We start from the raw sequence: 26632 nt of genomic DNA, 5'->3' as shown, positions 1-26632 counted from the left end.
ATAAGCCCCTTGAGCACAAGCCCGATAATCATCCATCCAAGATACCTTGCCTTATGAGCCAAACAAAAGAAAATCGAGTCTGTGTCATTGGGTTGGGGTACGTTGGTTTGACCTTAGCCACAGTCATGGCCGAGGCCGGGTTTGAAGTCATTGGCGTTGAAAAACGCCCTCACATTGTTGAGTTGACCAATAAAGCCCAACCGCACTTTACTGAACCCGGGCTGGCCGATGCCATGAAAAGAGCCATTGCATCTGGATCACTCAGAGCCAGTACAAGTGTCGATAATAGCCAGCCTTGTGGCACGTATATCATCACCGTGGGAACGCCATTAAATTCCCATGGCAAGCCCAGGCTCGACATGGTTGAAGCCGCTACCCACGAAGTAGCCAACGCCATGCCAGAAAACGCCTTGGTCATTGTCAGGTCAACCGTACAGATCGGTACAACGCGCGGGGTCGTGATGCCGATTTTGCAGGCATCTGGCAAGTCATTCCATATTGCCATGTGTCCTGAACGCACGCTTGAAGGTAAAGCGTTGCTTGAGCTGCGCAAGCTACCGCAGATCATCGGCGCTGACACACAACCGGTTCGTGACCAGGCTGGCGCATTGTTTCGGCGATTGACCAACTCCATCGTCCAGGTCTCAAGCCTCGAAGCAGCCGAAATACTCAAGCTTGTTGACAATACCTATCGTGATGTTCAGTTCGCTTTCGCCAACGAAGTCGCCAGACTGTGCGAAGCCTTTGATGTCAATGCCAGCGAAGTGATTGCCTCGGGCAAGCTGGGCTACGACCGCACCAATGTACCCCTGCCTGGACTGGTGGGTGGCCCCTGCCTGGAAAAAGACCCTCATATTTTTGCGCATAGCGCCCAAAGCAGAGGCATTTCACTAGAAATGACCCAAGCCAGCAGAATCATCAACGAGCGCCAACCGCAAGAGACAGTCGCCTTTATTACCAAGCTCATGCGCACGCGAGCCATTGCACCTGGCGCAAAGATTGCATTGCTGGGCATGGCCTTCAAAGGTGTGCCAGCCACCGATGACCTAAGGGGATCTATGTCCATCAAAGTCCTCGATGAGCTTGCACAAGCACAACCTGGTATGGATATTCATGCGTTTGATCCAGTCATCGATGCTGATACGCTGAGTCAGCAAGTCTGCGGCATCACCGCTTGCCAGGACTTACAAACTGCCGTTAGGGGGGCTAGCGTTGTCATCATCGCCAATAACCATCCGGCGCTTGGCGAGCACCCCCCAGCCACACTGCTGGCAATGATGCAGCCCGGGGGCTTCATCTACGACTATTGGAACCACTTTAGCGACCTGAGCGCAGGTGGCTGGATAAAGGACTACTTCGCTGTCGGCAATGTCAGTCGGAGGACGTCATGAAGACACGGGCAGTCGTCACTGGCGGCAGTGGCTTTATCGGCGCGCACCTGGTCAAGCATCTCGTTCGGAAGGGATGGTCTGTCAGAGTCATCGACAATCTGACACGTGGCGATCAGACCCGATTGCAACCTGTGCTAGACGACATTGAAATCTTCAATGTCGATGTCCGCGATGAAGATGCCGTTACAAAGGCTGTGTCTGGAGCCGACGTGGTCATGCATCTGGCCGCCATTAATGGCACAGAAAATTTTTACACCCAACCTGAGCTCGTGCTCGATGTTGGAATCCGTGGAGCGCTAGCAGTTGTCAACGCCTGCCGCAAGGCCAACGTACCTGACTTGGTCTTAGCCTCTAGTGCCGAGGTGTATCAGACGCCAGCCTTCGTCCCCACTGACGAGAACATTGCACTGACACTACCGAACAGCCTGAACCCGCGCTATTCCTATGGTGGCTCAAAAATCATCTCTGAACTGATTGCATTTAATTACGCCAGGGATCATTGGCGCAAAGTCCAGGTGTTTCGCCCCCACAATGTATACGGCCCTGATATGGGCACCAAGCACGTCATCCCACAGTTCATCATTCGCGCCGCTAGCAGCTCGAGCAACAACCAGCAAACAGTTCCCTTTCCAATACAGGGAAGCGGTCATGAAACGCGCGCGTTTTGTTATGTTGATGATGCCGTTTCCGGGATTTTGCGGATGTACGAACATGGCGTGACACGCGAGATCTATCACATCGGCAATGATGAAGAGGTCGCCATCAACACCTTGGCAAATCAGGTAGGTGCTGCGATGGGACTGGCGCTGCAGATACAGACATCCGAAGCCGCTGAAGGAGGTACGGTGCGTCGCTGCCCCGATATTTCCAAGATGCGTCAACTTGGATATGAGCCACGATTTGACCTGCGCACTGGCCTGGAGCGGACCGTCCAATGGTATCTGCAAAACATGGATCGCTTGCCAATGGATGGGCTGCTGTAAAGTCTGCGCGCTCCGGACAACGCTAGCCGATCAAAAATGAATCTTTAGAAACCCGAGGAAGATAAAGGATGAATAAAAACGCCCGAATCTATGTTGCTGGACACCGAGGCATGGTCGGGTCTGCCATTGTTCGCAGCCTTAAAGCCCAAGGCTACGAGAACCTCATCATGAAAACCCATGCCGAACTCCCTTTAGACGATGCGAGCGCTGTAGAAAAGTTCTTTGAACAAACCAAGCCCGAGTATGTTTTTCTGACGGCTGCAAAGGTGGGTGGGATTTTGGCAAACAGCACCCAGGGCGCCGACTTTATTCGAGAGAACCTGCTGATTCAGACCAACGTGATTGATGCAGCTTACCGGCATGGCGCCGTGCGCCTGCTTTTCCTTGGCTCAAGCTGCATGTATCCAAAAATAGCCGAACAACCACTCAAAGAGACCAGCCTGATGACTGGTGCCCTTGAACCGACCACCCTGCCCTACGCCACCGCCAAGATCGCCGGCAAGGTGATGTGCGACGCCTATCGGGCTCAGTACGGTTTTGATGCGATCACCATCATGCCAAGCAATGTCTATGGTGTTGGGGATAACTTTCACCCCGACCACGGTCACGTTGTCGCAGGCATGATGCGGCGGTTTCACGAAGCCAAACTCGCCGGAATCAATGAGGTGGTGGTCTGGGGTACCGGCGCTGCCATGCGAGAGCTCATTGATGTCGATGACCTAGCGGCTGCCTGTGTTTTTCTGATGGGTCGCGAGGACATTGATACCATGATCAATGTAGGCTCATCCGAGGAAATTTCTGTGCGGGATCTCGCCCACCTGATGGCAAAGGTAACTGGCTATCAAGGTGACATCAAATTCGATACGAGTCGCCCGGATGGTGCTCCGAGAAAGCTAATGGATAACAGTCGCATTGAACGTCTGGGCTGGAAAGCACAGACATCCATCGCTCAAGGCATTCAAAAAATGTATGCTTGGTGGCTGACCACACACGCTTGATTCGGTTTGACAAAGTAATTGCGCGACTGAAGTAAAAATGGGCGACAAAGACAGCAACCCTCAAAAGCACACCCCGATGATGCAGCAGTTCTTCCGGCTTAAAGAGCAGGCTGGCGAGATGTTGCTGTTTTATCGAATGGGTGACTTCTATGAGCTGTTTTATGGCGATGCAGAGAAAGGCGCTCGACTGCTCAACTTGACACTGACCAAGCGAGGCACATCCAACGGTGCCCCCATCCCGATGGCCGGTGTCCCTGTCCATGCAGTAGATCAGTATTTGGGCAAGCTCGTTGCCATGGGTGAGTCAGTTGCGGTGTGCGAACAAATCGGTGATCCTGCTACCAGCAAAGGCCCGGTAGAGCGTCAAATCGTGCGAATTATCACCCCAGGCACGTTGACTGACGACGCACTGCTGCCAACGAAAGCCGACCGTTGTCTGGCTGCCTATTGGCAACCAGTACGTGCCAATAAGCCAACCGGAACGGCCGGCATTGCATGGCTTAACCTGGCCAGTGGTGAGTTTCGACTCACTGAGTGTCGAGGTGATCTTGTGACAGCAACACTTGACCGGATTGAGCCAGCCGAGCTCATCGTTGCGCAAGACCAAAGCGCTCCCGAGATACGACATTGCAGCATCAGTTCCGTGCCAACCTGGCACTTTGAGCGCAAGGACGCCGAGCAGCAATTACTTAATCACTTCAACACGACATCACTCGCTGGATTTGACATCGCTGACCTCGATACAGCGATCTGCGCAGCCGGTGCTTTGCTGCGCTACGCCATCCGTACTCAATCGCAGTCCTTGCCACATGTCCAGACGCTAACCGCAGAGCGTGCTACCGAATTCGTCCTGATGGACCCGGCAACACGACGCAATCTCGAGATCAGTGAAACCATCAATGGCCAAGCGTCACCGACGCTATTCTCACTGCTCGATCACTGCGGCACGCCCATGGGCAGCCGTTTATTAAAGCGCTGGTTGCATCACCCGTTACGGGACAATACATCGGCACAAGCACGCCAAGAGGCGATCGGCGAACTCCTCGCAAGCGAACAGTTAGGGGCGCTCGCCACATTACGCCATCAATTGGCCGCCCTGCCGGACCTCGAGCGTATTGCCACCCGCTTGGCACTACGATCAGTCAAGCCACGTGAACTTGCGAGTTTGCGTGATGCGCTGCAAGCGCTGCCAGCCTTGCGTGACTGTTTGAACAGTATCTGCGTCAATAGCTCGCACCTCACCGAACTTGAGCAGACGCTTTGGGTTGACCCGGCGACGACTGAGATTTTAGTGCGGGCCATTGCGCCAGAGCCTGCAGTCCAAATCAGAGAGGGTGGTGTGATTGCCGCTGGCTACGACAGTGATCTTGACGAGTTGCGCAGACTATCAACCGATCAAGGCAACGTACTGATTGATATCGAGACACGAGAGCGTGCACGTACCGGCATCGCGAATTTACGTGTGGAATACAACCGCGTTCATGGTTTTTTTATCGAGGTCACCAAGGCTCAACTCGACAAAGTACCCGATGACTATCGCCGGCGTCAGACCCTCAAAAATGCTGAACGCTTCATTACACCAGAGCTCAAAGAATGGGAAGACAAGATCCTGTCAGCCCAGGAACGCTCACTTGCCCGCGAAAAATGGTTATTTGACGACTTACTCGAGCAGCTCGCCACAGCTGTCAGTGCCCTAAGCGCTGCAGCTGCAGCGCTGGCACAAATCGATGCGCTGGCTGCGTTGGCGCACCATGCAAGCCTTAACGCATGGGTCGCACCCGAATTACTTGATGAACCTGTCATTGACATCCGGGAAGGTCGTCACCCGACCGTAGAAAACACCATCGAGCGGTTCACGCCCAACAGCTGTCACCTTCACGCCCAACGGTCGCTGCTGATCGTGACAGGACCCAATATGGGGGGCAAATCCACCTACATGCGCCAAGTGGCGCTGATTTGCCTATTAGCCCGTACCGGCAGTTATGTTCCAGCTCAACACGCGCGGATCGGTACGATTGACCGAATTTTTACTCGCATCGGTGCCGCCGACGATCTAGCGGGTGGACGCTCGACATTTATGATGGAAATGACTGAAGCAGCGACCATTCTGTCAGCCAGTACACCCTCGAGTTTAGTCATCATGGATGAGATTGGGCGGGGCACCTCGACCTATGATGGCCTGGCGCTAGCCTGGGCAATTGCCAATCGATTGCTGAGCCACAATCGTGCATTAACACTGTTTGCCACTCATTATTTTGAAATGACCAGACTACCGGCTGATAATCCGTGCTCAGCCAATGTGCATTTGGCAGCAACCGACTCACCAGCTGGCATCGTGTTCCTGCATGAGGTGCGAGATGGGCCCGCAAGCCGCAGTTACGGCATCCAGGTCGCTCAGCGTGCCGGTATACCCGCTGCAGTCATTCGCCAAGCGACGCGAGAATTACAAAAACTTGAAACGCTAGGCGCACCATCACCACAACTCGGATTATTTAGCGCCGTTGATCAAACGGCAGCTGAGACACAAACTTCGTCACTGGCGCAAGAGATACTCGATGAGCTGGCCGCGATGGACCCTGATGTACTGACGCCCCGCGAAGCACTCGATGCGCTGTATATCCTTAAATCAAAACTGAACCAATGACCCATAAACCCCTTGCCATGCTCGGTGGACTGACAGCCGAGCAATTCATGCACCACCATTGGCAGAAGAGACCTTTGCTGGTCAAGCAAGCATTTCCTGGTATTGAGCCGCCGGTAAGCGCTGCCAACCTGAAAAAGCTCAGCAAACGCGATGACGTGCAGTCACGTCTGATTTGGCAAGAGCAAGGACAATGGCAACTTGAGCATGGTCCGTTTGGCAGTCTTCCGGGCGCAAAGGAACCAAACTGGACACTTTTAGTTCAAAGCCTCGACATTCATAGCGACAGCGCTAGCGCACTGTTGCACCAGTTCAATTTTGTGCCGTCAGCTCGCCTTGATGACTTGATGGCCAGCATCGCCACCCAAGGTGGTGGCGTAGGCCCACACTTCGACAGTTATGACGTGTTTTTAATTCAAGCCCAAGGTCAGCGACATTGGAAATTTGGGCAGCAGAAAGATCTAACTCTGATAGATGGGCTGCCACTAAAGATCCTTAAAAACTTCACACCACAAGAGGATGCCGTGCTCGAGCCGGGTGATATGCTCTATCTCCCCCCTCATGCCGCCCATGACGGCATTGCACTGACTAATGACTGCATGACGCTCTCGGTCGGGTTTCGAGCGCCTGATATGGCGACTTTAGCGCAAGGCATGCTAGAGGCTGCGGCTGAGCAAATTGCTGCCCGCGAGCATGGCGCAACCAGCCCGATGGCTGACCCCCCCTTGGCAGGCCCGGATTTGTCGGCACGGCTGCGTGATCCGGAACAGGCTGCTGTCACGGAGCCAGCACTGATCCCTGACACCATGATTAACGCCAGCATCAATGCAGTGAAATCCTTGCGGTTTGATCATGCACTAGCTTGTCGGTTTCTTGGATGTTGGCTAACAGAGCCCAACCCTTTGGCTGTGTTTGAGCCAAGTGTCGAGGTGTCTGACTTGCGATCGAACGGCCATCTGGTGCTTGACCGTCGAACTCGAATGATTTACCGGGACACGATGCTGTTCATCAACGGTGAGCTCGCATCAATCAAACCAAACGCCATCTTAAAGCGTCTGGCCAATCACCGTAACCTGCATCTGACTCAAGCAACGCTGCGCGGCTTATCCATGGCCACTCGCGATTGCTTACTCGACTGGCTTGATGCTGGCTGGCTTCATCTCAAAAGCTAGCGCCCTTTCTAATACTCACCCAAGCGCTCAATCGTCCTTATAGGGCCCCAACCCCAAGCCTATTGGAGCGGGCGCGGCTTCTACCAGCTTGGAGAAAATCCTGCCAAAATCCTCTTCACCGGAGCCCCGGCGAGTGCCACCCATCGGGTCTTGAGACTTCTCAAATCCGGCATTTGCAAACGCCCAGTCCTCATCGGTAAAGCATTCGCGAATCAGTGGCAACACTTCTCTTTCTTCAAGCATCATGTGTTCGCGGTAGAACTCAGCGTATTTCTCAAACGCCTCGTTAAAAGCAACAAACCCATTCGCCGGATCCGCCTCATATGTGTTTAATGCCTCACTAAGCGCAGCGATGCGGGCGTCAGAGGTCGCATGTTCAGCTTCAAGACGATCGAGTACCTCGCTAGCCTTGTCAGTTCGCGCGCGCAACGGCGCAAACAAAAACTCGTCTTCCTTGGGGTGATGCTTCTTCTCGGGATAAGCATCGAGGTAATGCACCATGGCGTGCAATAGCTTGAAATCGGGCTTTAACTTACCGGCACTAATCTCGCGGATCATGTGACGTATCGCATGGATGATAGCGGCCAATGACTGATGTTCATCTAACAATATACGCATGGCTTGCATGGCACTTTCCTTGTCTGCTTAACTTTGAGCTCCCTACTTTGACAGCATATCCTGATGCTTGCCGCCAAATCCTAGATATGCCTCAATAACTCGCTTATCGTCCGCCAATTCATAAGCCGGCCCGTGCATGGCAATCTGACCATTCTCAAGAACGTAAGCATAGTCAGCCACTTGCAGTGCAGCCCTGGCATTTTGTTCCACCAATAGAATTGACACGCCTCGACGCCGCAACTCAGCAATGATGCGAAATATCTCGCGCACAATCAGCGGTGCAAGTCCTAGGCTCGGCTCATCCAGCATCAACAGTTTGGGCTTTGCCATCAGCGCACGGCCAACAGCCAACATTTGGCGCTCCCCCCCAGACAGTGTGCCCGCCATCTGCCCGCTACGCTCCTTAAGCCTTGGAAACAAGCTGTAGACCTCGTCAAGCGTCTGACCATGATCACGTTTACCCATGCGGTAGCGTTGAAAGGCCCCCAGCACAAGGTTGTCCTGAACCGACATTTCGCCAAACAGTTCCCGTTTCTCTGGCACCAGATTCATACCTTTGGCCACCAATTGCTCTACCTCGGGTGATGCCTGGACTTGCCCTGCAAATTCAATCTGGCCAGTGGACTTCAGCAAACCCATGATTGCCGATAGCATGGTGGTTTTACCGGCGCCGTTAGGGCCAATCACCGTCACAATCTGGCCTTGCCCAACACTGAGGTTGGCTGCTGTCAACGCTTGCACGTTGCCGTAAGAAACACACAGCTCTTTAACCGTGAGGACATCAGTGCCGGCGGGGGTTGAGACATTGCTTTCAGTCTGCATCACTCCACACCTCCCAAATAGGCTTCAAGCACGGCCGGGTTTTGTTGTACCTCCTCGGGCAAGCCCTCGGCGATTTTTTCACCGAACTCCATCACCACCACACGATCAGCAAGGCCCATCACAAAATCCATGTCGTGTTCTACGATTAAGGTGGCCATACCCTCATTGCGCAACTTACGAAGGAGTTCACCGAGGGCTTGTTTTTCTTTGAATCGCAAGCCTGCTGCGGGCTCGTCAAGCAATAGCAAACAAGGATCAGCACACAAGGCGCGTGCAATCTCCAGGATGCGCTGCTGCCCAAGTGCCAGGTTGCCGGCTTGCTCAAACATCAACTCGCCCAAGCCAACCCGCTCAATCTGTCGCGCCGCCTCTTTCAACAGACTCGCTTCTTGCGCCCGGTCTAGCCGCCAGGCTGCACTGATCACCCCTTTGTCACCACGCAGATGTGCCCCAATGGCCACGTTCTCCAGAACGGTCATGCTCGCGAGCAATTTCACGTGCTGAAAGGTGCGGCTCATGCCCAGACCAGCGATCTCGCGTGACTCTTTGCCAGCGACTGATTGCCCTCGAAAGAACACATCACCCGATGTCGGGGTATCGACCCCTGAGAGCTGATTAAACATCGTGCTCTTGCCGGCGCCATTAGGCCCAATCAACGCCAAGATCTCACCAGCTCGCACATCAAGCGACATGTTGTTGTTGGCCACCAATCCACCAAACTTGCGAGTGACATCAACGGCTTGCAAGATCACTTCACCAGGCTGGGGCATCGCTCGACGCGGCAAATCGGGCGCTTGTTCATTAATTTTTTTGTTGGGCACCCGAATCGGTACAAATCGCTTTATCACAGGCCAAAGTCCATCGGGCGCACGCTGTAGCACCAACACCATGATCAAGCCAAACACGATCATCTCGAAGTTGCCGCTTGCCCCTAGCAATGCCGGCAGCAAGTCCTGCAACCATTGTTTGGCGATGGTGATGATGGCTGCGCCGAGCAATGCGCCCCAGACATAGCCAGCGCCACCGACAACTGCCATGAATAGATACTCAATGCCGATGTGCAGGCCAAAGGGTGTCGGATTGATAAACCGCTGCATGTGGGCATACAACCACCCCGACGCACAGGCCAGTAACGCCGCCAGCACAAAGATGATCATGCGTGAGCGACTGGTATTGACACCCATGGCTTCTGCCATCACACGTCCGCCCTTAAGTGCACGGATCGCCCTGCCCTCACGCGAGTCAAGCAGGTTGTGAATGGTCAACATGCCAATTAACAAAAATGCCAGAATCAAATAGTAGATTTCCTGGCCCAAGTTCAGGTCCATGCCAAACAGGCTAACCGGTGGCACACCAGTGATGCCTGTGTGGCCGCCCAAACCTGGCAGATTGCCAAACAAAAAGTAAAGGCTAATGCCCCAGGCAATGGTGCCTAGCGGCAGAAAATGACCAGATAACTTAAGCGTTAAGGCGCCCAACACGTAGGCAACAGCGGCTGTGAGCAAGAGCGCCAACAGCAGTGTGATCCAGGGCGAAGAAGCCGCCCACGCAATTGACGCCGGCAAATCGGTCGCCGTCGTCAGTACAGCCGTTGTGTAGGCACCGAGCCCCACGAATGCGGCCTGCCCAAAGCTTGTCAAGCCGCCCACCCCTGTGAGCAAAACCAAGCCTAAAGCGACCATCGCGTACAGCCCGATGTAATTGAGCACGGAGACGTAGTAGTCAGACAACAAGCCAGGGGCGGTTAGCGCCAAGACTACAAATAGCGTCAAAACAACTCGATCGGCTCTCATTCCTCTTCCTCCACATGATGGGATTTGAGGGAGCGCCACAACAACACTGGGATGATGAGCGTAAACACAATGACTTCTTTGTAAGCACTGGCCCAAAACGACGAGAAGGCTTCAAGAATACCGACCACAATGGCGCCAATGGCAGCCAAGGGGTAACTGGCCAAGCCACCAATAATGGCCGCCACAAATCCTTTCAATGCAATCAAAAAGCCGGTGTCGTAGTACACCGTGGTAATGGGCGCAATCAAAATTCCGGACAAAGCACCGATGAACGCCGCCAACAGAAAGGTCAATTTGCCAGCTAGGTTGGGCGAGATGCCCATCAAGCGTGCGCCAATCCGGTTAATGGCAGTGGCCCTTAAAGCCTTGCCGTAAATGGTGCGATCAAAGAACTGGTAGAGCGCGACAATCAACACAATTGAAGTCAGAATCACCCAGATGGTTTGACCAGAGACCAGCACCGGGCCCATCTCAAAAAAAGCATCGCTAAATGGCTTGGTACGGAATCCCTCAGCCCCAAAGAACAGCAAGCCAAGCCCGACCATCGCAATATGCACGGCCACTGAGACAATCAACAAAATCAATACCGGCGCCGATGCGATCGGCTGATAGGCCAGCTGATACATCATCGATCCAATCGGGACCACCACTGCCAATGTCAACACCACTTGCACCACGATCGGTAACTCAGCCAGGGGCAGTAACAGCAACAAGACCGCAACCGCGACCGGATAGGCTACATTCCAGAGTCCTGCCGACAGACCTGCCAACACCTGACCATCGCGCAAGCCCTGCACCGTGCGAATAACCGTCAGAACCACACCCATCACCACGAGCATCCAAACGGTTGCTGGCACATTGCCTGCCTGAATCATGGCCAGTGTGAGTGCGCCGTAGGCAACAAACTCACCCTGTTGAATAAAAACTACCCGAGTCACAGCAAACACCAGCACCAGTGCCATCGCCAACAACGCATAAATGGCGCCATTGGTGATCCCGTCCTGGGTCAGTATCAATGCAATATCGAAATCCATGGGAGTGGGTCTCTTTGACCGGATCAACGCGCTAAAGGGCGCTAACCGATGACGGCTTTGAGCCGTCGATTTTTGAGGTTAAAGCAATTGGAGGCAAATAAATCCCGCCTCCAATTGCGACCGACATTTACTGGGGTAACAGCGTCCAGGTACCGTCCTTGATCGTGATCATCACCCGTGAGCGATCGTCAAGGCCTAGATGATCCGTGGCAGACATGTTGTAGATGCCAGAGGCACCAGCCGCATTTCTGACATTCTCCAGAGCATCGCGCAATGCAGCGCGAAATTGGGGCGTACCAGGCTGGGCTTTTTTAAGGGCCTCGGGGATAGCTGCTTGCAGCAACACGCCGGCATCCCAAGCATAACCACCAAAACTTGAGACTGAACCCGGACCATGTACCGCCTCATAGGCTTGGACATACTCCATGGCGCTGGCCTTTACCGGATGGCTGTCGGGCAGACTACGGGCCATCTGGACAGGACCTACTGGTAGCAACGTACCCTCACAGTCTTTGCCACAAATGCGCAAGAAGTCGTTGTTGGCAACACCGTGTGTCTGATAAATCGGGCCGGTGTAGCCACGTTGGCGCAATGTCTTCTGTGGCAAGGCCGCCGGTGTACCCGACCCGGCGATAAACACGGCATCAGGCTTGGCAGCCATGGCCTTGAGCACTTGGCCTGTGACTGACGTGTCAGTTGGATTAAAGCTCTCGGTAGCCACTACTTCGATGCCCTTGGCGCCAGCTTGACGCTTGAACTGTTCAAGCCAGCCCTCACCATAAGCGTTTGCAAAGCCAATGTAGGAGACTTTTTTAACGTTATTGGCAGCCATATGCTGGACAATGGCTGATGCCATTTGCTGATCATTTTGCGGGGTTTTAAATACCCAGCGGCGCTTCTCATCAACCGGCTCAACGATACGCGAAGAGGCAGCCATCGAGATCATGGGCGCCTGTGCTTCAGCAACCACATCAATCATGGCCAATGAAGCCGGGCTGATGGTGGAACCGACGATGACATCCACTTTATCTTCGGTCAACAACTTGCGTGCGTTTTTCACAGCCGTGGTGGTGTCCGATGCATCATCGAGAATGATGTAGTTGACTTTTTCACCACCAATGGTCTTGGGCAAAAGCTCAATGGTGTTCTTCTCGGGGATGCCAAGCGAGGCAGCAGGCCCAGTGGCAGAGACCACCACGCCAACATTGATGTCAGCGTGTGCGACCGATGCCGCTAGCGACAAGGCAGCAACGGCCATGATTGATTGCTTGAATTTCATTGTGTCTCCTTCAGTCTTGTGCAAAAGTTGATCTCGATGGCGCCCGCGTGAGCACCGCTTGGTGCGACTTTTGAGGTGGTGCAGTGCTCCAAGGCTCGCCATTGCCATGACAAAAAAAGCCGACACCCAGCACCAGTCCGTCTTGATTAGATATGATACAAATCAAAAGGTCAACAAAATTTTATGTATCGTTTTTGATAAGCCTTACACCCACCTCTATGAAGCCAACCCTTTACATTAGGGTTTTCCAGAAGTACAAACGAGACAAAACCCACATAAGAAAATAGATACAAAAGGTAACAAATGAATGAATTAAAAGTGTATTCAATCGACGGCATTACCCCAGTCGTTGATCCTAGCGCCTACGTCCACCCTAGCGCCGTGCTCATCGGCGACGTCATTGTCGGGCCTGATTGTTATGTCGGCCCCGCGGCCTGCCTGCGCGGCGACTTTGGTCGCTTGGTACTCATGCGCGGCGCCAACGTTCAAGACACCTGCGTCATGCACGGATTTCCGGATGGCGAAACCGTCGTAGAAGAAAATGGTCACATTGGCCATGGCGCCGTCCTGCACGGCTGTCGGGTCGGCTACAACGCCATGGTGGGGATGAATGCGGTTGTCATGGACAACGTGGTGATCGGCAAAGAGGCGATAGTGGCGGCCTCGGCGTTTGTTAAAGCCGGCACCGTCATTGCTGATCGCATGCTGGTCGCAGGTGTGCCTGCCAAAGTCGTTCGCGAACTTTCGCAGCAGGAAATCGATTGGAAATCAGAGGGCACTGCCTTATACCAAGCGCTCACGCGCCGAAGCCTGTCAACGATGCAGGCGGTTAAACCGCTACAAACCGTTGAGCCGAATCGAAAGCGTATTGAAATGCCTGGTGTAGTACCTTTGGTGACGCTCAAAGCCAAACAGAACAATTGAAGCTGGCCTAGCCCGTCAGTGGCAGGGGATCCGCTTCGCGAAACCGCTCTTGCAACACATCAATAAATACGGGCGTGCTGCCATCGGCAAGTTGGTAGTGCCGATCGAGGAACTGCTCAGACGCTGGCAAAAGGCGCCGATAGAGCTCACCGCACAGCAGCCTTGCCTGCTGGCCAGGCCAGTTCATCGGCTGCAGGACATCAGGCAGCATGGGGTCACGCAATAGCAGTCGCCTATAGTCATGAATCAGCAGCACCCGGGCCACAAATGCCTGCTGCGCCGTAACCGTATCACCAGCCGTTTGGCACTGACTTAAAATCGGCTGGTATCTCGACAGGAAATCCCGATACATTTGCGCAAGTTGATCCAGATCCCAAGCCGCGTTGACCATGTCAACATCGCTTGCGGCAGAGGACAAAGCACCAGGTCCAGCCGCCATCAAGGGCTTTAGCTTTTTCAGTAGGTCGCCGAGCCCATCGCGCACCAAGCCGTCAAATGCTACCGTCAGGTCAGCACTCGGATGCACGAAGCAATTACCACCGAGTACGCCAAAACCCTGCCAAATCAACGCTTTCCTTAAGCGATCCCGATCCTTGGCCGACAAGTCACCAACGACCATAATCAGCCGCCAGCGCCGATCCCAGTTGGGATGGCTGGAAGCATAGATGCTTTTAGCTGCTTTCTCGATGCGCTTGCTACCGGTTGGAGACAACAGATAGTCTGTGCGTCGGCCCAGTGGCTTGGATTCGAGCCAGCCGTCTCGAACCAGACGAAATACTGTAGTGCGCACCAACCGCTCGTTTAGACCCATGGGCTCAAGCAAGTCGATCAAACTACCCAACCAAATCCGTCCACCGCGTGGTACCACCACATCGCCAAGCAAAGAGGTAATCAAGGAGCCGGCCTTGATCCTGCTTTGTTGGCTAAAACTCTCAATTCGGCGACTGATGGCAGATACGGCCATGCTTTATTCCTCGGACACTAACTGAACTCAGGATTCTACAGGTGTTGCCTGATCGGTTTGGTCAACAAATCCCCAGCAATTTGACACAACCTCAGCTCAAGCTTGTCACCAAAAGACACAATTTATCTTTTTACACAACCTATTTATGATACTTAATTTAATAGACTTATTACATTTAATGTATCTTTTTGAACAATCTCACAGGACAAAAACTTATCTTGATCTAGATTTTACCTAGGAGAAAAACATCTGCTGGCACAAAAAATAAGGGTTTCTACTAGTAAAAAGGAGTCAGCAAACCGACACCGGCGAGAGCGTCTGGCATATCAAAAAATAAGATACTAACTATTGACATAAATTAAATAGATTTGTATCGTTTAATCAATCCTAATCCAATATTCAATGTCCCGAAGGAGCAGTTTCAATGGCGCACCCGGCTTTTGTGAAGCATCAGCAGACTCTTGAGCAGGCTCTATCTGCCATTGCAAACCGTGGCTATTGGACGCCCTATCCGGAAACACCAAGCCCAAAAAACTACGGCGAGCAAGCCGCCGAGACTGGCAAGGCAGCGTTTGAGGCACACTTGGGTAAACAGTTCGAGCTAGATCAGCCAGGACAAACAGGCTGGCATGGCGGCGAAAATTCCCCCTATGGCATTGACTTAAACATCGAATATCCGGTCTGTGAGCCTGATGCGCTGGTTGCCGCGTCCAAGCAAGCGATGGTTCAATGGCAAGCCATTGGAGCGCAAGGACGCACAGGCGTCTGCCTGGAGATCCTGCACCGGATCAACCAACAAAGCTTTGAGATCGCACATGCGGTGATGATGACCACCGGTCAGGGCTGGATGATGGCGTTTCAAGCCGGTGGCCCGCACGCTCAGGACAAAGGCTTGGACTCTGTGGCGTGGGCATGGCGCGAGCAAAGCTTTATTCCTTCGGAGGCTTCCTGGGAAAAACCGCAAGGCAAAAACCCGCCGATCCAAATGCGTAAGCACTTTGAAATTGTTGGGCGTGGTGTGGGGCTTGTCATTGGTTGCGGCACCTTCCCGACCTGGAACACTTATCCTGGACTATTTGCCGCACTGGCTACCGGCAACGGTGTCATTGTCAAGCCCCACAGCAATGCGATTTTGCCGGCAGCCATCACGGTGCGCACTGTGCGAGCCGTGCTTAGCGAATACGGCATCGATCCAAACCTCGTGTCGTTATGCGTGGCTCCGAACCGCAGCGTGACACAAACACTGGCCACCCACCCTGACATCAAATCGGTTGACTTCACCGGTGGCAACAGTTTTGGGCAATGGCTCTACGATCACTGCCCGCAAGCCAATGTATATGCCGAACTCGCGGGCGTGAATAACATCGTGATTGACTCGACCGACTCGTATAAAACGATGTTGGGCAACATCGCTTTCACCTTGTCGCTCTACTCCGGTCAAATGTGCACAACCACGCAAGCGATCTTTGTCCCTGCAGGTGGTATTCAGACCGATGAAGGCCATAAATCTTTTGATGAAGTATGCGCTGATCTGGGCAAGGCGATTGGGCGCTTGCTGGCCAAGCCTGAAGTGGCGCTGGCGGTGCTGGGCGCAATCCAGTCAAAAGACACAGAAGCACGAATTGAGTTGGCCAACAGTGGCGCGCTTGGCAAAGTCATCCAACCGTCGCAAGCACTAGCCAACCCAGACTTCCCGAACGCGACGGTGCGCGCGCCAGTGCTGTTGACTTGCGATGCGCAAGATGAGGCCGCCTACATGGAAGAACGGTTTGGCCCGATCAGCTTTGTGGTCAAAGTCGCTGACACGGCAGCAGCCATTGCATTGTCTGAGCGGGTGGTTAGCACCCACGGTGCACTGACCGTTGGCATCTACTCTACAAACGATGCGGTCATTCAATCCATGACCGAAGCGACTTGGCGCAGCAAAGTTGCCCTATCGATTAATTTGACCGGCAGTGTGCTGGTGAATCAATCGGCCGGGTTTTCTGACTACCACGGCACGGGTGGCAATCCGGCAGCCAATGCCGCCTATACCGATGCCGCCTTTGTCGCCAACCGTTTCCGCGTGATCCAGCGCCGCTATCACATCTAAGGACCACGATGAGTTACCAAACCATCACTGTTGAGATCAAGGACTCGGTTGCGCGAATCACGCTCAATCGCCCAGACAAGCTCAACAGCTTTACCGGACAGATGCATGCGGAGTTGCGTGATGCGCTCGATGGCCTGCAATCTGGCGGCGAGGCCCGTGTGCTGGTACTCACCGGCGCAGGGCGTGGATTTTGTGCCGGACAAGACCTTGCCGACCCAGAACTCAAAGACGCAGCCGGGCAGATGGCTGATTTGGGTTCTGTCGTAGAAAAAAACTACAAACCGCTGGTGATGCGTCTGCAAGAACTAAAGATGCCAACCATTGCAGCGGTTAACGGCATCGCCGCCGGCGCAGGCGCGAGTCTGGCATTGGCATGTGACATGACCATCGCTAAGACCAGTGCCTCCTTTATGCTGGCATTTAGCAAGATTGGCCTCATCCCGGACACGGGCAGCACGTGGTTCTACCCGAACAGAATCGGTATGGCGCGCGCTCTGGGTGCAGCCATGCTCGCCCAAAAACTGCCAGCAGCCAAGGCAGCTGACTGGGGCTTGATTTGGGAGGCAGTCGAAGACAACGAATTTGACGCCCGCGTGACCGGATTGGCAACCGAACTGGCCGCCATGCCCACCAAAGCGCTGGTACGCACGCGTCAAGCCATGCGCGCGAGCATGACCGAGACACTTCAAAGCCAACTTGGGCTTGAGGGTAAATGGATGAGTGAGCTCGGTGCGTCATATGACTATGCCGAAGGCGTGCGCGCATTCATTGAAAAACGTGCGCCCGTCTTTAAGGGAAAGTGAACATGGCTGAGTACACAATCGAACAATCTCAAAACCCACAAGCACTCGCTGAAGCCGTTGCCGAGGCGATGTGGTCTCGTGACCATGCTGCCCAGGCACTCGGCATACGCATTGAGTCAGTGGCACCAGGCAAAGCATCGCTTTTGATGGATGTGCGTAACGAGATGCTAAACGGCCACAACATTTGTCATGGCGGCATGATTTTTACTTTGGCTGACACTGCATTCGCCTATGCATGCAATGCCTACAACCAGACCACGGTTGCTTCTGCTTGCACGATCGATTTCCTGGCGCCAGCTCGCAAAGGAGAAACTTTGCGTGCCACGGCCATCGAACGATCTTTAGCAGGCCGCACAGGCGTCTATGACATCACCGTTCAAACCCTCGAAGGGCGGCAAGTCGCGCTGTTTAGGGGCAAGAGCTACCGAATCGCCGGTGAAGTGATCGCTGGCTTGCAGCAATCAAATCAATCAACAACATAACCGCTACCGCACACAGAGTGGAGGAGACAGTGCCCGTAAAAAAACCCAGCCCCGGCGAGCTCGAGACGATTGAAACCGCCAGCCGCGACGAGATTTCTGCGCTGCAACTCGAGCGCCTGAAATGGTCGGTACGCCATACCTATAACAACGTGGCACCGTATCGCGAGCGTTGCCAACAAAAGGGCGTGCATCCCGATGACTTGAAGTCGTTGTCTGACTTGTCAAAGTTTCCGTTCATGACCAAAACGGACCTTCGTGACCACTACCCCTTTGGCTTGTTCGCTGTACCGCGTGACAAAGTGTTGCGCCTGCACGCTTCAAGCGGCACCACCGGCAAATCAGTGGTAGTTGGCTACACACGCAATGACTTGGACAATTGGGCTGACCTGATCGCGCGCTCGTTGCGCGCATCCGGTGTGCGTGCTGGCGACATGGTACACAACGCCTACGGCTATGGCATGTTCACCGGTGGTTTAGGTGCCCATGCAGGCATTGAGCGTTTAGGCTGTACTGTCGTGCCGATGTCTGGCGGACAGACTGAGCGTCAGGTGCAATTGATCCAAGACTTTAAGCCTCAGGCCATTATGGTCACGCCTTCCTACTCCTTGGTGATTGCCGAAGAGTTCGAGCGTCAGAACGTCAAGCCCGAGGACATTTCGCTAAAGATCGGGATTTTTGGGGCTGAACCTTGGGGCGAAGGCATGCGGGCGGAAATCGAAAGCAAGCTCGGCATCGATGCCATCGACATCTATGGGCTCACGGAAGTGATGGGGCCAGGCGTGGCCTGTGAGTGCATCGAAACAAAAGATGGCCCAGTCATTTGGGAAGACCATTTCTATCCAGAGATCATCGACCCCATTACCGAGGAAGTCCTGCCTGACGGCCAGGAAGGCGAACTTGTCTTCACCTCCCTGACCAAAGAGGCGTTTCCGGTCATTCGGTACCGCACCCGCGACCTGACCAAACTGTTGGCACCCACGGCAAGGTCATTTCGTCGCATCGGCAAATTGACTGGGCGTTCAGATGACATGCTGATCGTGCGCGGCGTTAACGTCTTCCCGACGCAAATTGAGGAACAAGTACTGCGCGACAAGCGATTAAGCGGCAATTATCAGATTGTGCTGACACGTGATGGTCATCTGGACAATGTCGAGGTGCGCTGTGAAGTTCAACGAGAACTCGCAAACGCATCAGACGCTGAAATCGCGGGTATCGCGCGCGAGTTGCAACATCACATCAAGACCAATATCGGCATCACCACCAAGGTTAGCGTACTCGGCGTGGAGTCAATTCCCCGCACCTTGACTGGCAAGGCCAAGCGTGTGATTGATGAACGCCCTAAACAAGACTAAATATTGCCAAATTAAAGAGAACAGAGAACGACATGAAAGAAGCCTTTATTTGTGATGCAGTGCGTACACCCATCGGCCGCTACGGCGGTACGCTGTCATCAGTACGTACAGATGACCTGGGCGCGCTGCCAATTGCCGCGCTGATGCAAAGAAACACCGGCGTTGATTGGGCCCGTGTGGATGACATCATTTATGGGTGCGCCAATCAGGCCGGTGAAGACAACCGAAACGTCGCACGCATGTGCGGGTTGCTGGCGCAACTGCCAGTTGACGTGCCAGGCACCACCGTTAACCGCCTGTGCGGTTCAGGCATGGATGCTGTCGGCATGGCAGCCCGTGCCATCAAGTGCGGTGAAGGCGAGCTCATGATTGCGGGCGGCGTTGAAAGCATGTCGCGCGCCCCATTTGTGATGGGCAAGGCTGACAGCGCGTTTTCCAGGCAAGCACAGATCTTTGACACCACGATCGGCTGGCGCTTCGTCAATCCGCTCATGAAAAAACTCTACGACACCCACAGCATGCCGCAAACCGCTGACAATGTCGCTGAACAATTCAAGATCGCCCGTGAAGATCAGGACGCGTTTGCATTGCGCTCACAGCAACGTTGGGCCGCAGCCCACGCTGCCGGGCGCTTTGCCGATGAATTGATCCCCGTGTCGGTGCAAAAAAATCGCAAAGCTGACCCGATCAATTTTGATACCGATGAACATCCCAGGCCGAACGCAACCATCGAAGAATTAGCCAAACTGAAGGGTGTCAATGGCCCGGACTTAAGCGTGACAGCTGGCAATGCCTCTGGCGTCAATGATGGTGCCTGTGCCTTGTTGGTTGCCTCAGAGACGGCTGCCAAGCAGTATGGCTTGACGCCACGCGCACGCGTGGTTGCCATGGCCACGGCAGGACTAGAGCCACGTATCATGGGGTTTGGACCAGCACCTGCGGTTCGCAAGCTGTTGGCCATGACTGGCATGACACTTGACCAGATGGACGTGATTGAGCTGAACGAAGCCTTCGCAGCTCAAGCCCTTGCAGTCACACGCGACTTAGGCTTGGCCGACGATGAGACCCGTGTCAATCCGAATGGCGGTGCGATTGCCATGGGTCACCCGTTAGGCATGAGCGGCGCTCGACTGGTCACCACAGCCATGTACGAATTACATCGTCGCAATGGCCGATTTGCCTTATGCACCATGTGCATTGGCGTTGGACAAGGCATTGCCATGATCATTGAGCGAGTTTAAGGATTATTAGCCGAGCATAAGCACTCACTGGCCATCGGGAAGCACGTCCGGGCCAGCCAAACAAGGAGAGGATGATATGTACACACAAGCCATGGACATCCCCGGCCAGAACCAAGCTGCCGCCGTTGCAGTGAACCTGAGCCCGGAAGAAGCAAAGTTTCAGTCACGCATTGCAGCCGATGGTCGTATCGAACCACAAGACTGGATGCCCGATGCCTACCGCAAGACCTTGGTGCGCCAGATCAGCCAGCACGCGCATAGCGAAGTGGTTGGCATGCTGCCTGAAGGCAATTGGATTTCACGGGCACCAAGCCTTAAGCGCAAAGCAATCCTGATTGCCAAGGTCCAGGATGAAGGTGGTCACGGCCTGTATCTGTATTCAGCAGCCGAGACCCTGGGCGCAAGTCGCGACGACCTGATTGACGCACTGCATAGCGGCAAGGCCAAATACAGCTCCATCTTTAATTACCCCACCTTGAACTGGGCCGACGTTGGCGTGATTGGCTGGCTCGTCGATGGTGCTGCCATCATGAACCAGATCCCGCTTTGCCGCTGTTCCTATGGCCCCTACTCACGCGCGATGATCCGCGTGTGTAAAGAGGAGTCGTTCCATCAACGCCAGGGCTACGAGGCGCTACTGGTGATGATGCGCGGCACCGATGAACAAAAGCAGATGGTTCAAGACGCGGTTAATCGCTGGTGGTGGAAATGCCTGGCGATGTTTGGCCCGCCAGATGCCGATAGCCCACATTCGGCACAAGCGATGCAATGGGGTATTAAGCGCATCAGCAATGATGACCTGCGCCAAAAGTTTGTCGACGCCACCGTACCGCAGGCCAAAGTGCTTGGCGTCACCCTACCCGATCCTGAGCTCAAGTGGAACGAAGAGCGTCAGCACTACGACTTCGGTCAGATTGATTGGCAAGAGTTCTGGAACACCGTGGAAGGCAACGGCCCGTGCAACAAAGAGCGTCTGGCTACACGCGTGAAGGCACACAACGATGGTCAATGGGTACGTGATGCCGCCATGGCCTACGCCCGCAAGCAAGCACAACGTGCCCATAAGGAGGCAGCATGAACACCCCCGCACTGAAAGACTGGCCGCTTTGGGAAGTATTTATTCGTAGCAAGCAAGGACTGGAACACAAACATTGTGGCAGCCTGCATGCAGCCGATGCTCAGCAAGCATTGCGCATGGCACGTGATGTCTACACCCGCCGCCAGGAGGGTGTGAGCATCTGGGTTGTTCCCTCGGTCCAAATCACTGCTAGCAACCCTGACGACAAGGGTGAACTGTTCGATCCAGCAGCTGACAAGATTTATCGGCACCCGACTTTTTATGACATTCCGGATGAAGTGGGGCACATGTAATGAAGGCACCAACTCAATATCTTTTGCATTTGGCCGATAACGCCGTGGTACTCGGCCAGCGCAATGCCGAATGGTGTGGTCATGGTCCAATTCTGGAAGAGGACTTGGCATTGGCCAACGTCAGCTTAGACCTGATTGGCCAGGCTCGCCTGTTGTATCAACTGGCAGCCAATCGAATTGGCGGCAACGCAACCGAAGACACCTTGGCTTATTTCCGGGCAGACTCCGAGTTCCGTAATTACACGCTGCTAGAGCTACCGAACTTTGGGCCACTGGTGGGTTACGCTGCTGCTGATCGTGACTACGCCACGACCATCGTTCGTAACTTCCTATACCATGCACTGATGGTATTGGTCTGGGAGCGGCTCGGACAGTCGCCAGATGAAGAGCTTGCCGCCATTGCCCAAAAATCGATTAAAGAGAGCCGCTATCACCTACAACACACCGGTGACTGGGTGGTTCGCTTTGGGGATGGCACGGATGAATCGCACGATCGCGCTCAAAAAGCACTGGACTATCTGTTTCCATACACCGCTGAGTTCTGGGTGCCAAGCGAGCTAGAGACCGAAGCTCTTGCCTCCGGTGCCGCAGTCGATATCGCTGAGCTTCGTCATGACTGGCAAGAAATCATTGACCAGACACTGACTGAGGCGACTTTGTCACGTCCAGAAGTCAAGGGTTACGTGCCACAAGGCAAGCAAGGTATTCATTCCGAGCATTTGAGCTACCTGCTAAGTGAAATGCAAGGATTGGCGCGCGCTCATCCTGGTGCCACCTGGTAAGTGTGGAGGCAATGATGAGCCAGACCGTCGATAAAGCCTGGGCAGTGCTAGAACCACTGACTGACCCTGAGATCCCCGTCATCACGTTGCGTGAGCTGGGGGTCTTGCGCGAGATTCGCGAGGATGCCGACGGTGTTGAGGTTGTCATCACCCCAACCTACAGCGGTTGTCCGGCCATGGGCCAAATCGAAGACGATGTCAATGCGGCGCTGCAAGCCGCAGGCATCCATGCCAAAGTGATTACTCAGTTGTCTCCTGCCTGGACCACGGACTGGATAAGTGAGCATGCAAAAGAGAAATTGCGCGCGTACGGCATTGCCCCGCCACACACCACAACACAGTCTGAGCATATCGTGCACCTGTCACGCAAACCTGCAGCGTTGTCAGTAGCTTGCCCACAATGCGGCTCAAATAATACAACTGTGATTTCACAATTCGGCTCGACATCGTGCAAAGCACTCTACAAGTGCCTCGATTGTCGCGAGCCTTTTGATTATTTCAAACCCTATTAAAGGGTGGAGAGCTAGCCATGTCAGCCCCTCGTTTCCAAGAACTATCAGTCAAACGTGTCAACCCAGAAGCCGCTGGCGCAGTGGCCATCACGTTTGATATCCCAGACGACGCCAGATCGTCATTTGACTTTGAGCCTGGCCAATTCCTGACGCTGCGCGCGCAAATCAACGGCCAGGATGTGCGACGCAATTATTCAATTAGCAGCCCGCGCAGTCGCTTGCGCAATTTCGGGGAGCTTGAAATCGGCATCCGCCCGGTCGAAGGTGGCTTGTTCTCCAACTGGGCAGCCCAATCAGTCAAGCCCGGCGACCGTATTGCCGTGATGCCACCCGATGGTCGATTTGTGGTTAAAAAGAAGCGTGCCATTCACCGCGTTGGCTTCGCTGCCGGTTCTGGCATCACACCAATTCTTTCCATTGCCGCTAGCACCCTTGAAGAGCAGCCCGACTCAAAGTTCACGCTGATCTACGGTAACCGTCGTATGTCCAGTGTGATGTTTAACGAAGCGCTTCAGGATTTGAAAGACCGCTTTCGTGATCGCTTGACCATGATTCATGTGCTGTCACGTCAGGCTCAGGAAGTTGATCTTCTACAAGGACGCATCGACGGACAAAAAGTTAAAGACATCATCAGTGCCCTGCTGCCAGTTGGCAGTATGGACGAAGTCTTTATCTGCGGTCCAGACCAAATGATCACAGCCACTGAAACCGCACTGACCGAAGCTGGCGTAGCATCTGACCGAATTCGGACAGAACGCTTTACTGTCAATCTACCCGAGGGGGCCAAACCGGTGGGCGCACAGACCGCCGCTGCAGAAAAAGCCGAAGCTGCCAAGGACATCACCATGACCCTGATTCTTGATGGCATGGAGCACGAGATTCACCTCTCGGATCAGGATCATGTGTTGGATGCAGCACTTGAAGCAGGCCTAGACCTTCCCTACTCGTGCAAGGCGGGCGTCTGCTGCACCTGCCGCGCAAAAGTGCTCGAAGGTAGCACCACCATGGACAAGAACTTCACGCTAGAGGGTGATGAGGTCGAACAGGGCTTTGTACTGACCTGCCAGGCGCGAGCAACCAGTAAGCACTTGAAGGTCAGTTTCGACGAGCGGTAGACCGAAGGTCTGAACGAACCTATTTGCCCTGCGCCAAAGGGCAGTCAAGATACCTCTACAAAACAAATGACCCAAACCAGTCAGTTTGGGTCATTTGTTTTGATTGGCTCAGTCAAACACGAGCCTGAATCGCTTTGTGATGTGGGTGAGATCCTAGAGACGCTCGGCTAACACCGTCAAAATACGGTTTGCCGTCTCATTCGTCTGCTCAACACCCTGCTCATCGAAGACTCGAACCACTGTGCGATCACCCTCTGCTTTCAAGTTCAGGCGGTATTGGGTGGCCACAGGTGCTGGCTTGGATCCAAACAAACGAGAAAAAAGACCTGGTTCCTCGATCTTGCGTCCCGTATCAGTATCCACGTAGCGTACATAGAAGTCGCCAGTAGAACGGTTGCGATCATCGACTGCAAAATTGCCTGAATCCAATGCAAGCCCAACTCGACGCCAAGCTTGTTCGAACGGTTCATCGATCGTGATCGTCCCATTACTTGCCACATTGTTTTGCACCTCGGGCTTGAGGGCTTGCTCTTGAGCCTGCGCCATTTTCTCGCGAGCCTGTTGGACATCTTCACCAAGATAAACCATCAAGCGGGCGAGCATTGCAGCGTTCAAGCCAGGATCTTCCTCGCCACGCTCCCACTGCACATCAGACTTCTCGACGCCATAAAGCACTTCAACCATCTGCTCGTGAGAGATAAAAATCTCGGTGCGATCACCTTCTACGCGTTCGAGAATCGTACGGAATTTTTCACGCTCCCCACTATCCCATATCGTCTCAAGAAAAGTACCAAGAAGCTCGCGTAAACCAGTTTCCGGGATCTTGGCGCGGTTTTCGGCCCAGTTAGTAATCATGATCCCAGCTTTTGGATCGATGACATCAAGGTTAAATCCGTTCTCGTACCAGAACTCTTCAATTTTTGGGAACAGCACTTCCGGTGATTGATCAACAACCAACCAACGTAAGTTACCGTCACGTTTGACTTCGATGCCAGCGTAGCTCGGTAACACAGCGACTTGAGTCAATGCGCCCTGCGTGGTCGCTGCTGCAGTCTGATTCATAGACTGAAACTGGCTAAGCGTTGTCGAGCCGCTTGCGGGCGCACGATAACGAGGGTCAGCGGCAGCTTGCGTCAGATCCGGCGGTATGCTCAATGGATCGACTCGCTGGGCAGATTTATAGTCAATTGAGTTTTCACCGCTAAGGGTCTCTCTCACTGTGCTGCAAGCAGACAAGCCCATTGCAACCAAAGCAATCAACAAGTGCTTGGCCAGTGGGGTCATTTTGTGTCCAAACCGCCTGGTCATCACAATAAACCTACCTCTACAAGAGCAGCCCTGAGGGGCTCATGATGGGCTGCACCCAGTTCACACAGCGGCAGTCTGATGCCACCTGGCATGCGACCCATCTGGGCCAATGCCCACTTAACCGGAACTGGATTGCCCTCAACAAACAACAGCTTATTCAGTAATGCAAGCTTTGCGTTTAGCCTTCTGACGGTTTTGACATCGCCATTGGCCGCTGCCAGGCAAAGCTCATGCATGTCCTTGGGGGCAACGTTTGCAGTTACAGAAATATTGCCATGCCCCCCGAGCATGATTAATGCAGCCGCCGTTGGGTCATCACCGCTAAATATCTGAAAACCTTCAGGCACATCACGGATAAGAAGACCGCCACGGCCGATATCGCCAGTGGCATCCTTGATGCCAACAATCCCGGGGATTCGGGCAAGCCGCAATACCGTGTCATGGCTCATATCTGCGACGGTACGGCCAGGCACGTTGTATAGAATCGTTGGCAAGTCAACTGCTTCCTGGATCGCCTTGAAGTGCCGATACATTCCCTCCTGCGAGGGTTTATTGTAGTAGGGCACCACCGACAAACCCGCATGGGCACCGACTTTCTTCGCATGCTCGGCCAGGTGGATCGCCTCAGCCGTGGAATTTGCACCTACGCCGGCAATCACGGGAATTCGACCCGCGGCGTGTTCGACGGCTACTTTGATCAATTCGGCGTGTTCATCCATGTCCACCGTGGGGGATTCCCCCGAGGTACCAACTACGACTAGCGCATCGGTACCCTCGGTGACATGCCAATCGATCAAATTTCGATAACTCACCAAATCGAGACTGCCATCGGGGTGCATGGGCGTGACAAGTGCCACCATGCTGCCCCGAAACTGGGGACTCTGAGCGGAAGAGGACGACGAATTCATGATCGATACCAAGGAACGGTTAGGCTATTGACAGGCGAGACACCCTG

Annotated in this window: 24 protein-coding genes; 16 read left to right on the top strand and 8 right to left on the bottom strand. The window is 54.0% G+C overall.

Annotation, left to right across the window (positions count from 1 at the left end):
- The first annotated feature begins 53 nt into the window (after window positions 1-53).
- The 5 genes from DHf2319_RS04530 to DHf2319_RS04510 all read left to right on the top strand — a co-directional run bounded on the left by DHf2319_RS04530 (window position 54) and on the right by DHf2319_RS04510 (window position 7185).
- The gene (locus DHf2319_RS04530) at window positions 54-1391 is read left to right on the top strand and encodes a nucleotide sugar dehydrogenase (protein ID WP_243479633.1); all 1338 of its coding nucleotides are present in this window, start codon (window positions 54-56) and stop codon (window positions 1389-1391) included.
- A complete protein-coding gene (locus DHf2319_RS04525) occupies window positions 1388-2374 on the top strand; it encodes an NAD-dependent epimerase/dehydratase family protein (RefSeq protein ID WP_243479632.1) in 987 nt (328 codons plus the stop codon). Before DHf2319_RS04530 ends, DHf2319_RS04525 begins: the two co-directional genes overlap by 4 nt.
- A gap of 68 nt (window positions 2375-2442) precedes the next feature.
- The gene (locus tag DHf2319_RS04520) at window positions 2443-3372 is read left to right on the top strand and encodes a GDP-L-fucose synthase family protein (protein ID WP_243479631.1); all 930 of its coding nucleotides are present in this window, start codon (window positions 2443-2445) and stop codon (window positions 3370-3372) included.
- Between the two features lie 37 nt (window positions 3373-3409).
- On the top strand, window positions 3410-6016 hold the full coding sequence (mutS, locus tag DHf2319_RS04515) for a DNA mismatch repair protein MutS (protein ID WP_440137313.1): 2607 nt from the start codon (window positions 3410-3412) through the stop codon (window positions 6014-6016).
- Window positions 6013-7185, top strand: a complete 1173-nt coding sequence (locus DHf2319_RS04510; protein ID WP_243479630.1) for a ribosomal protein uL16 3-hydroxylase — start codon at window positions 6013-6015, stop codon at window positions 7183-7185. Before mutS ends, DHf2319_RS04510 begins: the two co-directional genes overlap by 4 nt.
- A gap of 27 nt (window positions 7186-7212) precedes the next feature.
- On the opposite strand, the gene DHf2319_RS04505 is transcribed toward DHf2319_RS04510, so the two are convergent.
- The 5 genes from DHf2319_RS04505 to DHf2319_RS04485 all read right to left on the bottom strand — a co-directional run bounded on the left by DHf2319_RS04505 (window position 7213) and on the right by DHf2319_RS04485 (window position 12731).
- Complete coding sequence (locus DHf2319_RS04505) at window positions 7213-7812, bottom strand: hemerythrin domain-containing protein (protein WP_243479629.1); 600 nt, start codon at window positions 7810-7812, stop codon at window positions 7213-7215.
- Window positions 7813-7845: 33 nt separating this feature from the next.
- On the bottom strand, window positions 7846-8625 hold the full coding sequence (locus tag DHf2319_RS04500; RefSeq protein ID WP_243479628.1) for an ABC transporter ATP-binding protein: 780 nt from the start codon (window positions 8623-8625) through the stop codon (window positions 7846-7848).
- Window positions 8625-10418, bottom strand: a complete 1794-nt coding sequence (locus tag DHf2319_RS04495) for a branched-chain amino acid ABC transporter ATP-binding protein/permease (RefSeq protein WP_243479627.1) — start codon at window positions 10416-10418, stop codon at window positions 8625-8627. The genes DHf2319_RS04500 and DHf2319_RS04495 overlap by 1 nt, the downstream gene beginning before the upstream one ends.
- Complete coding sequence (locus DHf2319_RS04490; RefSeq protein ID WP_243479626.1) at window positions 10415-11452, bottom strand: branched-chain amino acid ABC transporter permease; 1038 nt, start codon at window positions 11450-11452, stop codon at window positions 10415-10417. The genes DHf2319_RS04495 and DHf2319_RS04490 overlap by 4 nt, the downstream gene beginning before the upstream one ends.
- A gap of 127 nt (window positions 11453-11579) precedes the next feature.
- The gene (locus DHf2319_RS04485) at window positions 11580-12731 is read right to left on the bottom strand and encodes an ABC transporter substrate-binding protein (protein WP_243479625.1); all 1152 of its coding nucleotides are present in this window, start codon (window positions 12729-12731) and stop codon (window positions 11580-11582) included.
- A gap of 303 nt (window positions 12732-13034) precedes the next feature.
- Between DHf2319_RS04485 and DHf2319_RS04480 the strand changes: the two genes are divergently transcribed.
- Entirely contained in the window at window positions 13035-13655 is a 621-nt protein-coding gene (locus tag DHf2319_RS04480; protein ID WP_243479624.1) for a phenylacetic acid degradation protein PaaY, read from the top strand.
- A 7-nt stretch (window positions 13656-13662) separates the two neighbouring features.
- Here the strand turns inward: DHf2319_RS04480 and paaX are convergent, their stop codons facing one another.
- Window positions 13663-14619 (bottom strand): phenylacetic acid degradation operon negative regulatory protein PaaX, encoded by a 957-nt coding sequence (paaX, locus tag DHf2319_RS04475; protein WP_243479623.1) that lies wholly within the window; start codon window positions 14617-14619, stop codon window positions 13663-13665.
- Between the two features lie 424 nt (window positions 14620-15043).
- Here paaX and paaN point away from each other — a divergent pair, with 424 nt between their 5' ends.
- From paaN to DHf2319_RS04425, 10 genes are all read left to right on the top strand, one after another.
- Window positions 15044-16711 (top strand): phenylacetic acid degradation protein PaaN, encoded by a 1668-nt coding sequence (paaN, locus tag DHf2319_RS04470; protein ID WP_243479622.1) that lies wholly within the window; start codon window positions 15044-15046, stop codon window positions 16709-16711.
- A gap of 8 nt (window positions 16712-16719) precedes the next feature.
- Window positions 16720-17514: a 2-(1,2-epoxy-1,2-dihydrophenyl)acetyl-CoA isomerase PaaG gene (gene paaG, locus DHf2319_RS04465; protein ID WP_243479621.1), complete on the top strand. Its 795-nt coding sequence runs from the start codon at window positions 16720-16722 to the stop codon at window positions 17512-17514.
- A 2-nt stretch (window positions 17515-17516) separates the two neighbouring features.
- A complete protein-coding gene (gene paaI, locus DHf2319_RS04460; RefSeq protein WP_243479620.1) occupies window positions 17517-17996 on the top strand; it encodes a hydroxyphenylacetyl-CoA thioesterase PaaI in 480 nt (159 codons plus the stop codon).
- A 29-nt stretch (window positions 17997-18025) separates the two neighbouring features.
- Entirely contained in the window at window positions 18026-19348 is a 1323-nt protein-coding gene (gene paaK / locus DHf2319_RS04455; RefSeq protein ID WP_243479619.1) for a phenylacetate--CoA ligase PaaK, read from the top strand.
- A gap of 32 nt (window positions 19349-19380) precedes the next feature.
- Window positions 19381-20589: a 3-oxoadipyl-CoA thiolase gene (pcaF, locus tag DHf2319_RS04450; protein WP_243479618.1), complete on the top strand. Its 1209-nt coding sequence runs from the start codon at window positions 19381-19383 to the stop codon at window positions 20587-20589.
- A 76-nt stretch (window positions 20590-20665) separates the two neighbouring features.
- Window positions 20666-21667, top strand: a complete 1002-nt coding sequence (gene paaA / locus DHf2319_RS04445; RefSeq protein ID WP_243479617.1) for a 1,2-phenylacetyl-CoA epoxidase subunit PaaA — start codon at window positions 20666-20668, stop codon at window positions 21665-21667.
- On the top strand, window positions 21664-21960 hold the full coding sequence (gene paaB, locus DHf2319_RS04440) for a 1,2-phenylacetyl-CoA epoxidase subunit PaaB (protein ID WP_243479616.1): 297 nt from the start codon (window positions 21664-21666) through the stop codon (window positions 21958-21960). Before paaA ends, paaB begins: the two co-directional genes overlap by 4 nt.
- Complete coding sequence (paaC, locus tag DHf2319_RS04435; protein WP_243479615.1) at window positions 21960-22742, top strand: 1,2-phenylacetyl-CoA epoxidase subunit PaaC; 783 nt, start codon at window positions 21960-21962, stop codon at window positions 22740-22742. The genes paaB and paaC overlap by 1 nt, the downstream gene beginning before the upstream one ends.
- 14 nt (window positions 22743-22756) lie before the next feature.
- Window positions 22757-23254 (top strand): 1,2-phenylacetyl-CoA epoxidase subunit PaaD, encoded by a 498-nt coding sequence (paaD, locus tag DHf2319_RS04430; protein ID WP_243480004.1) that lies wholly within the window; start codon window positions 22757-22759, stop codon window positions 23252-23254.
- A gap of 17 nt (window positions 23255-23271) precedes the next feature.
- Window positions 23272-24369, top strand: coding sequence for a 2Fe-2S iron-sulfur cluster-binding protein (locus DHf2319_RS04425; protein WP_243479614.1), 1098 nt, complete (start codon window positions 23272-23274; stop codon window positions 24367-24369).
- Window positions 24370-24522: 153 nt separating this feature from the next.
- Here the strand turns inward: DHf2319_RS04425 and bamC are convergent, their stop codons facing one another.
- Both bamC and dapA read right to left on the bottom strand, forming a co-directional pair.
- Window positions 24523-25653, bottom strand: coding sequence for an NlpB/DapX family lipoprotein (gene bamC, locus DHf2319_RS04420; protein WP_243479613.1), 1131 nt, complete (start codon window positions 25651-25653; stop codon window positions 24523-24525).
- 23 nt (window positions 25654-25676) lie between these two features.
- Entirely contained in the window at window positions 25677-26585 is a 909-nt protein-coding gene (dapA, locus tag DHf2319_RS04415; RefSeq protein ID WP_243479612.1) for a 4-hydroxy-tetrahydrodipicolinate synthase, read from the bottom strand.
- Window positions 26586-26632 lie beyond the last annotated feature (47 nt).

Source organism: Orrella daihaiensis (assembly GCF_022811525.1).
Classification (GTDB): Bacteria; Pseudomonadota; Gammaproteobacteria; order Burkholderiales; family Burkholderiaceae_B; genus Algicoccus; species Algicoccus daihaiensis.
The sequence above is the reverse complement of the archived record's forward strand: the minus strand, read 5'-3'. Positions and strand labels throughout refer to the sequence as shown.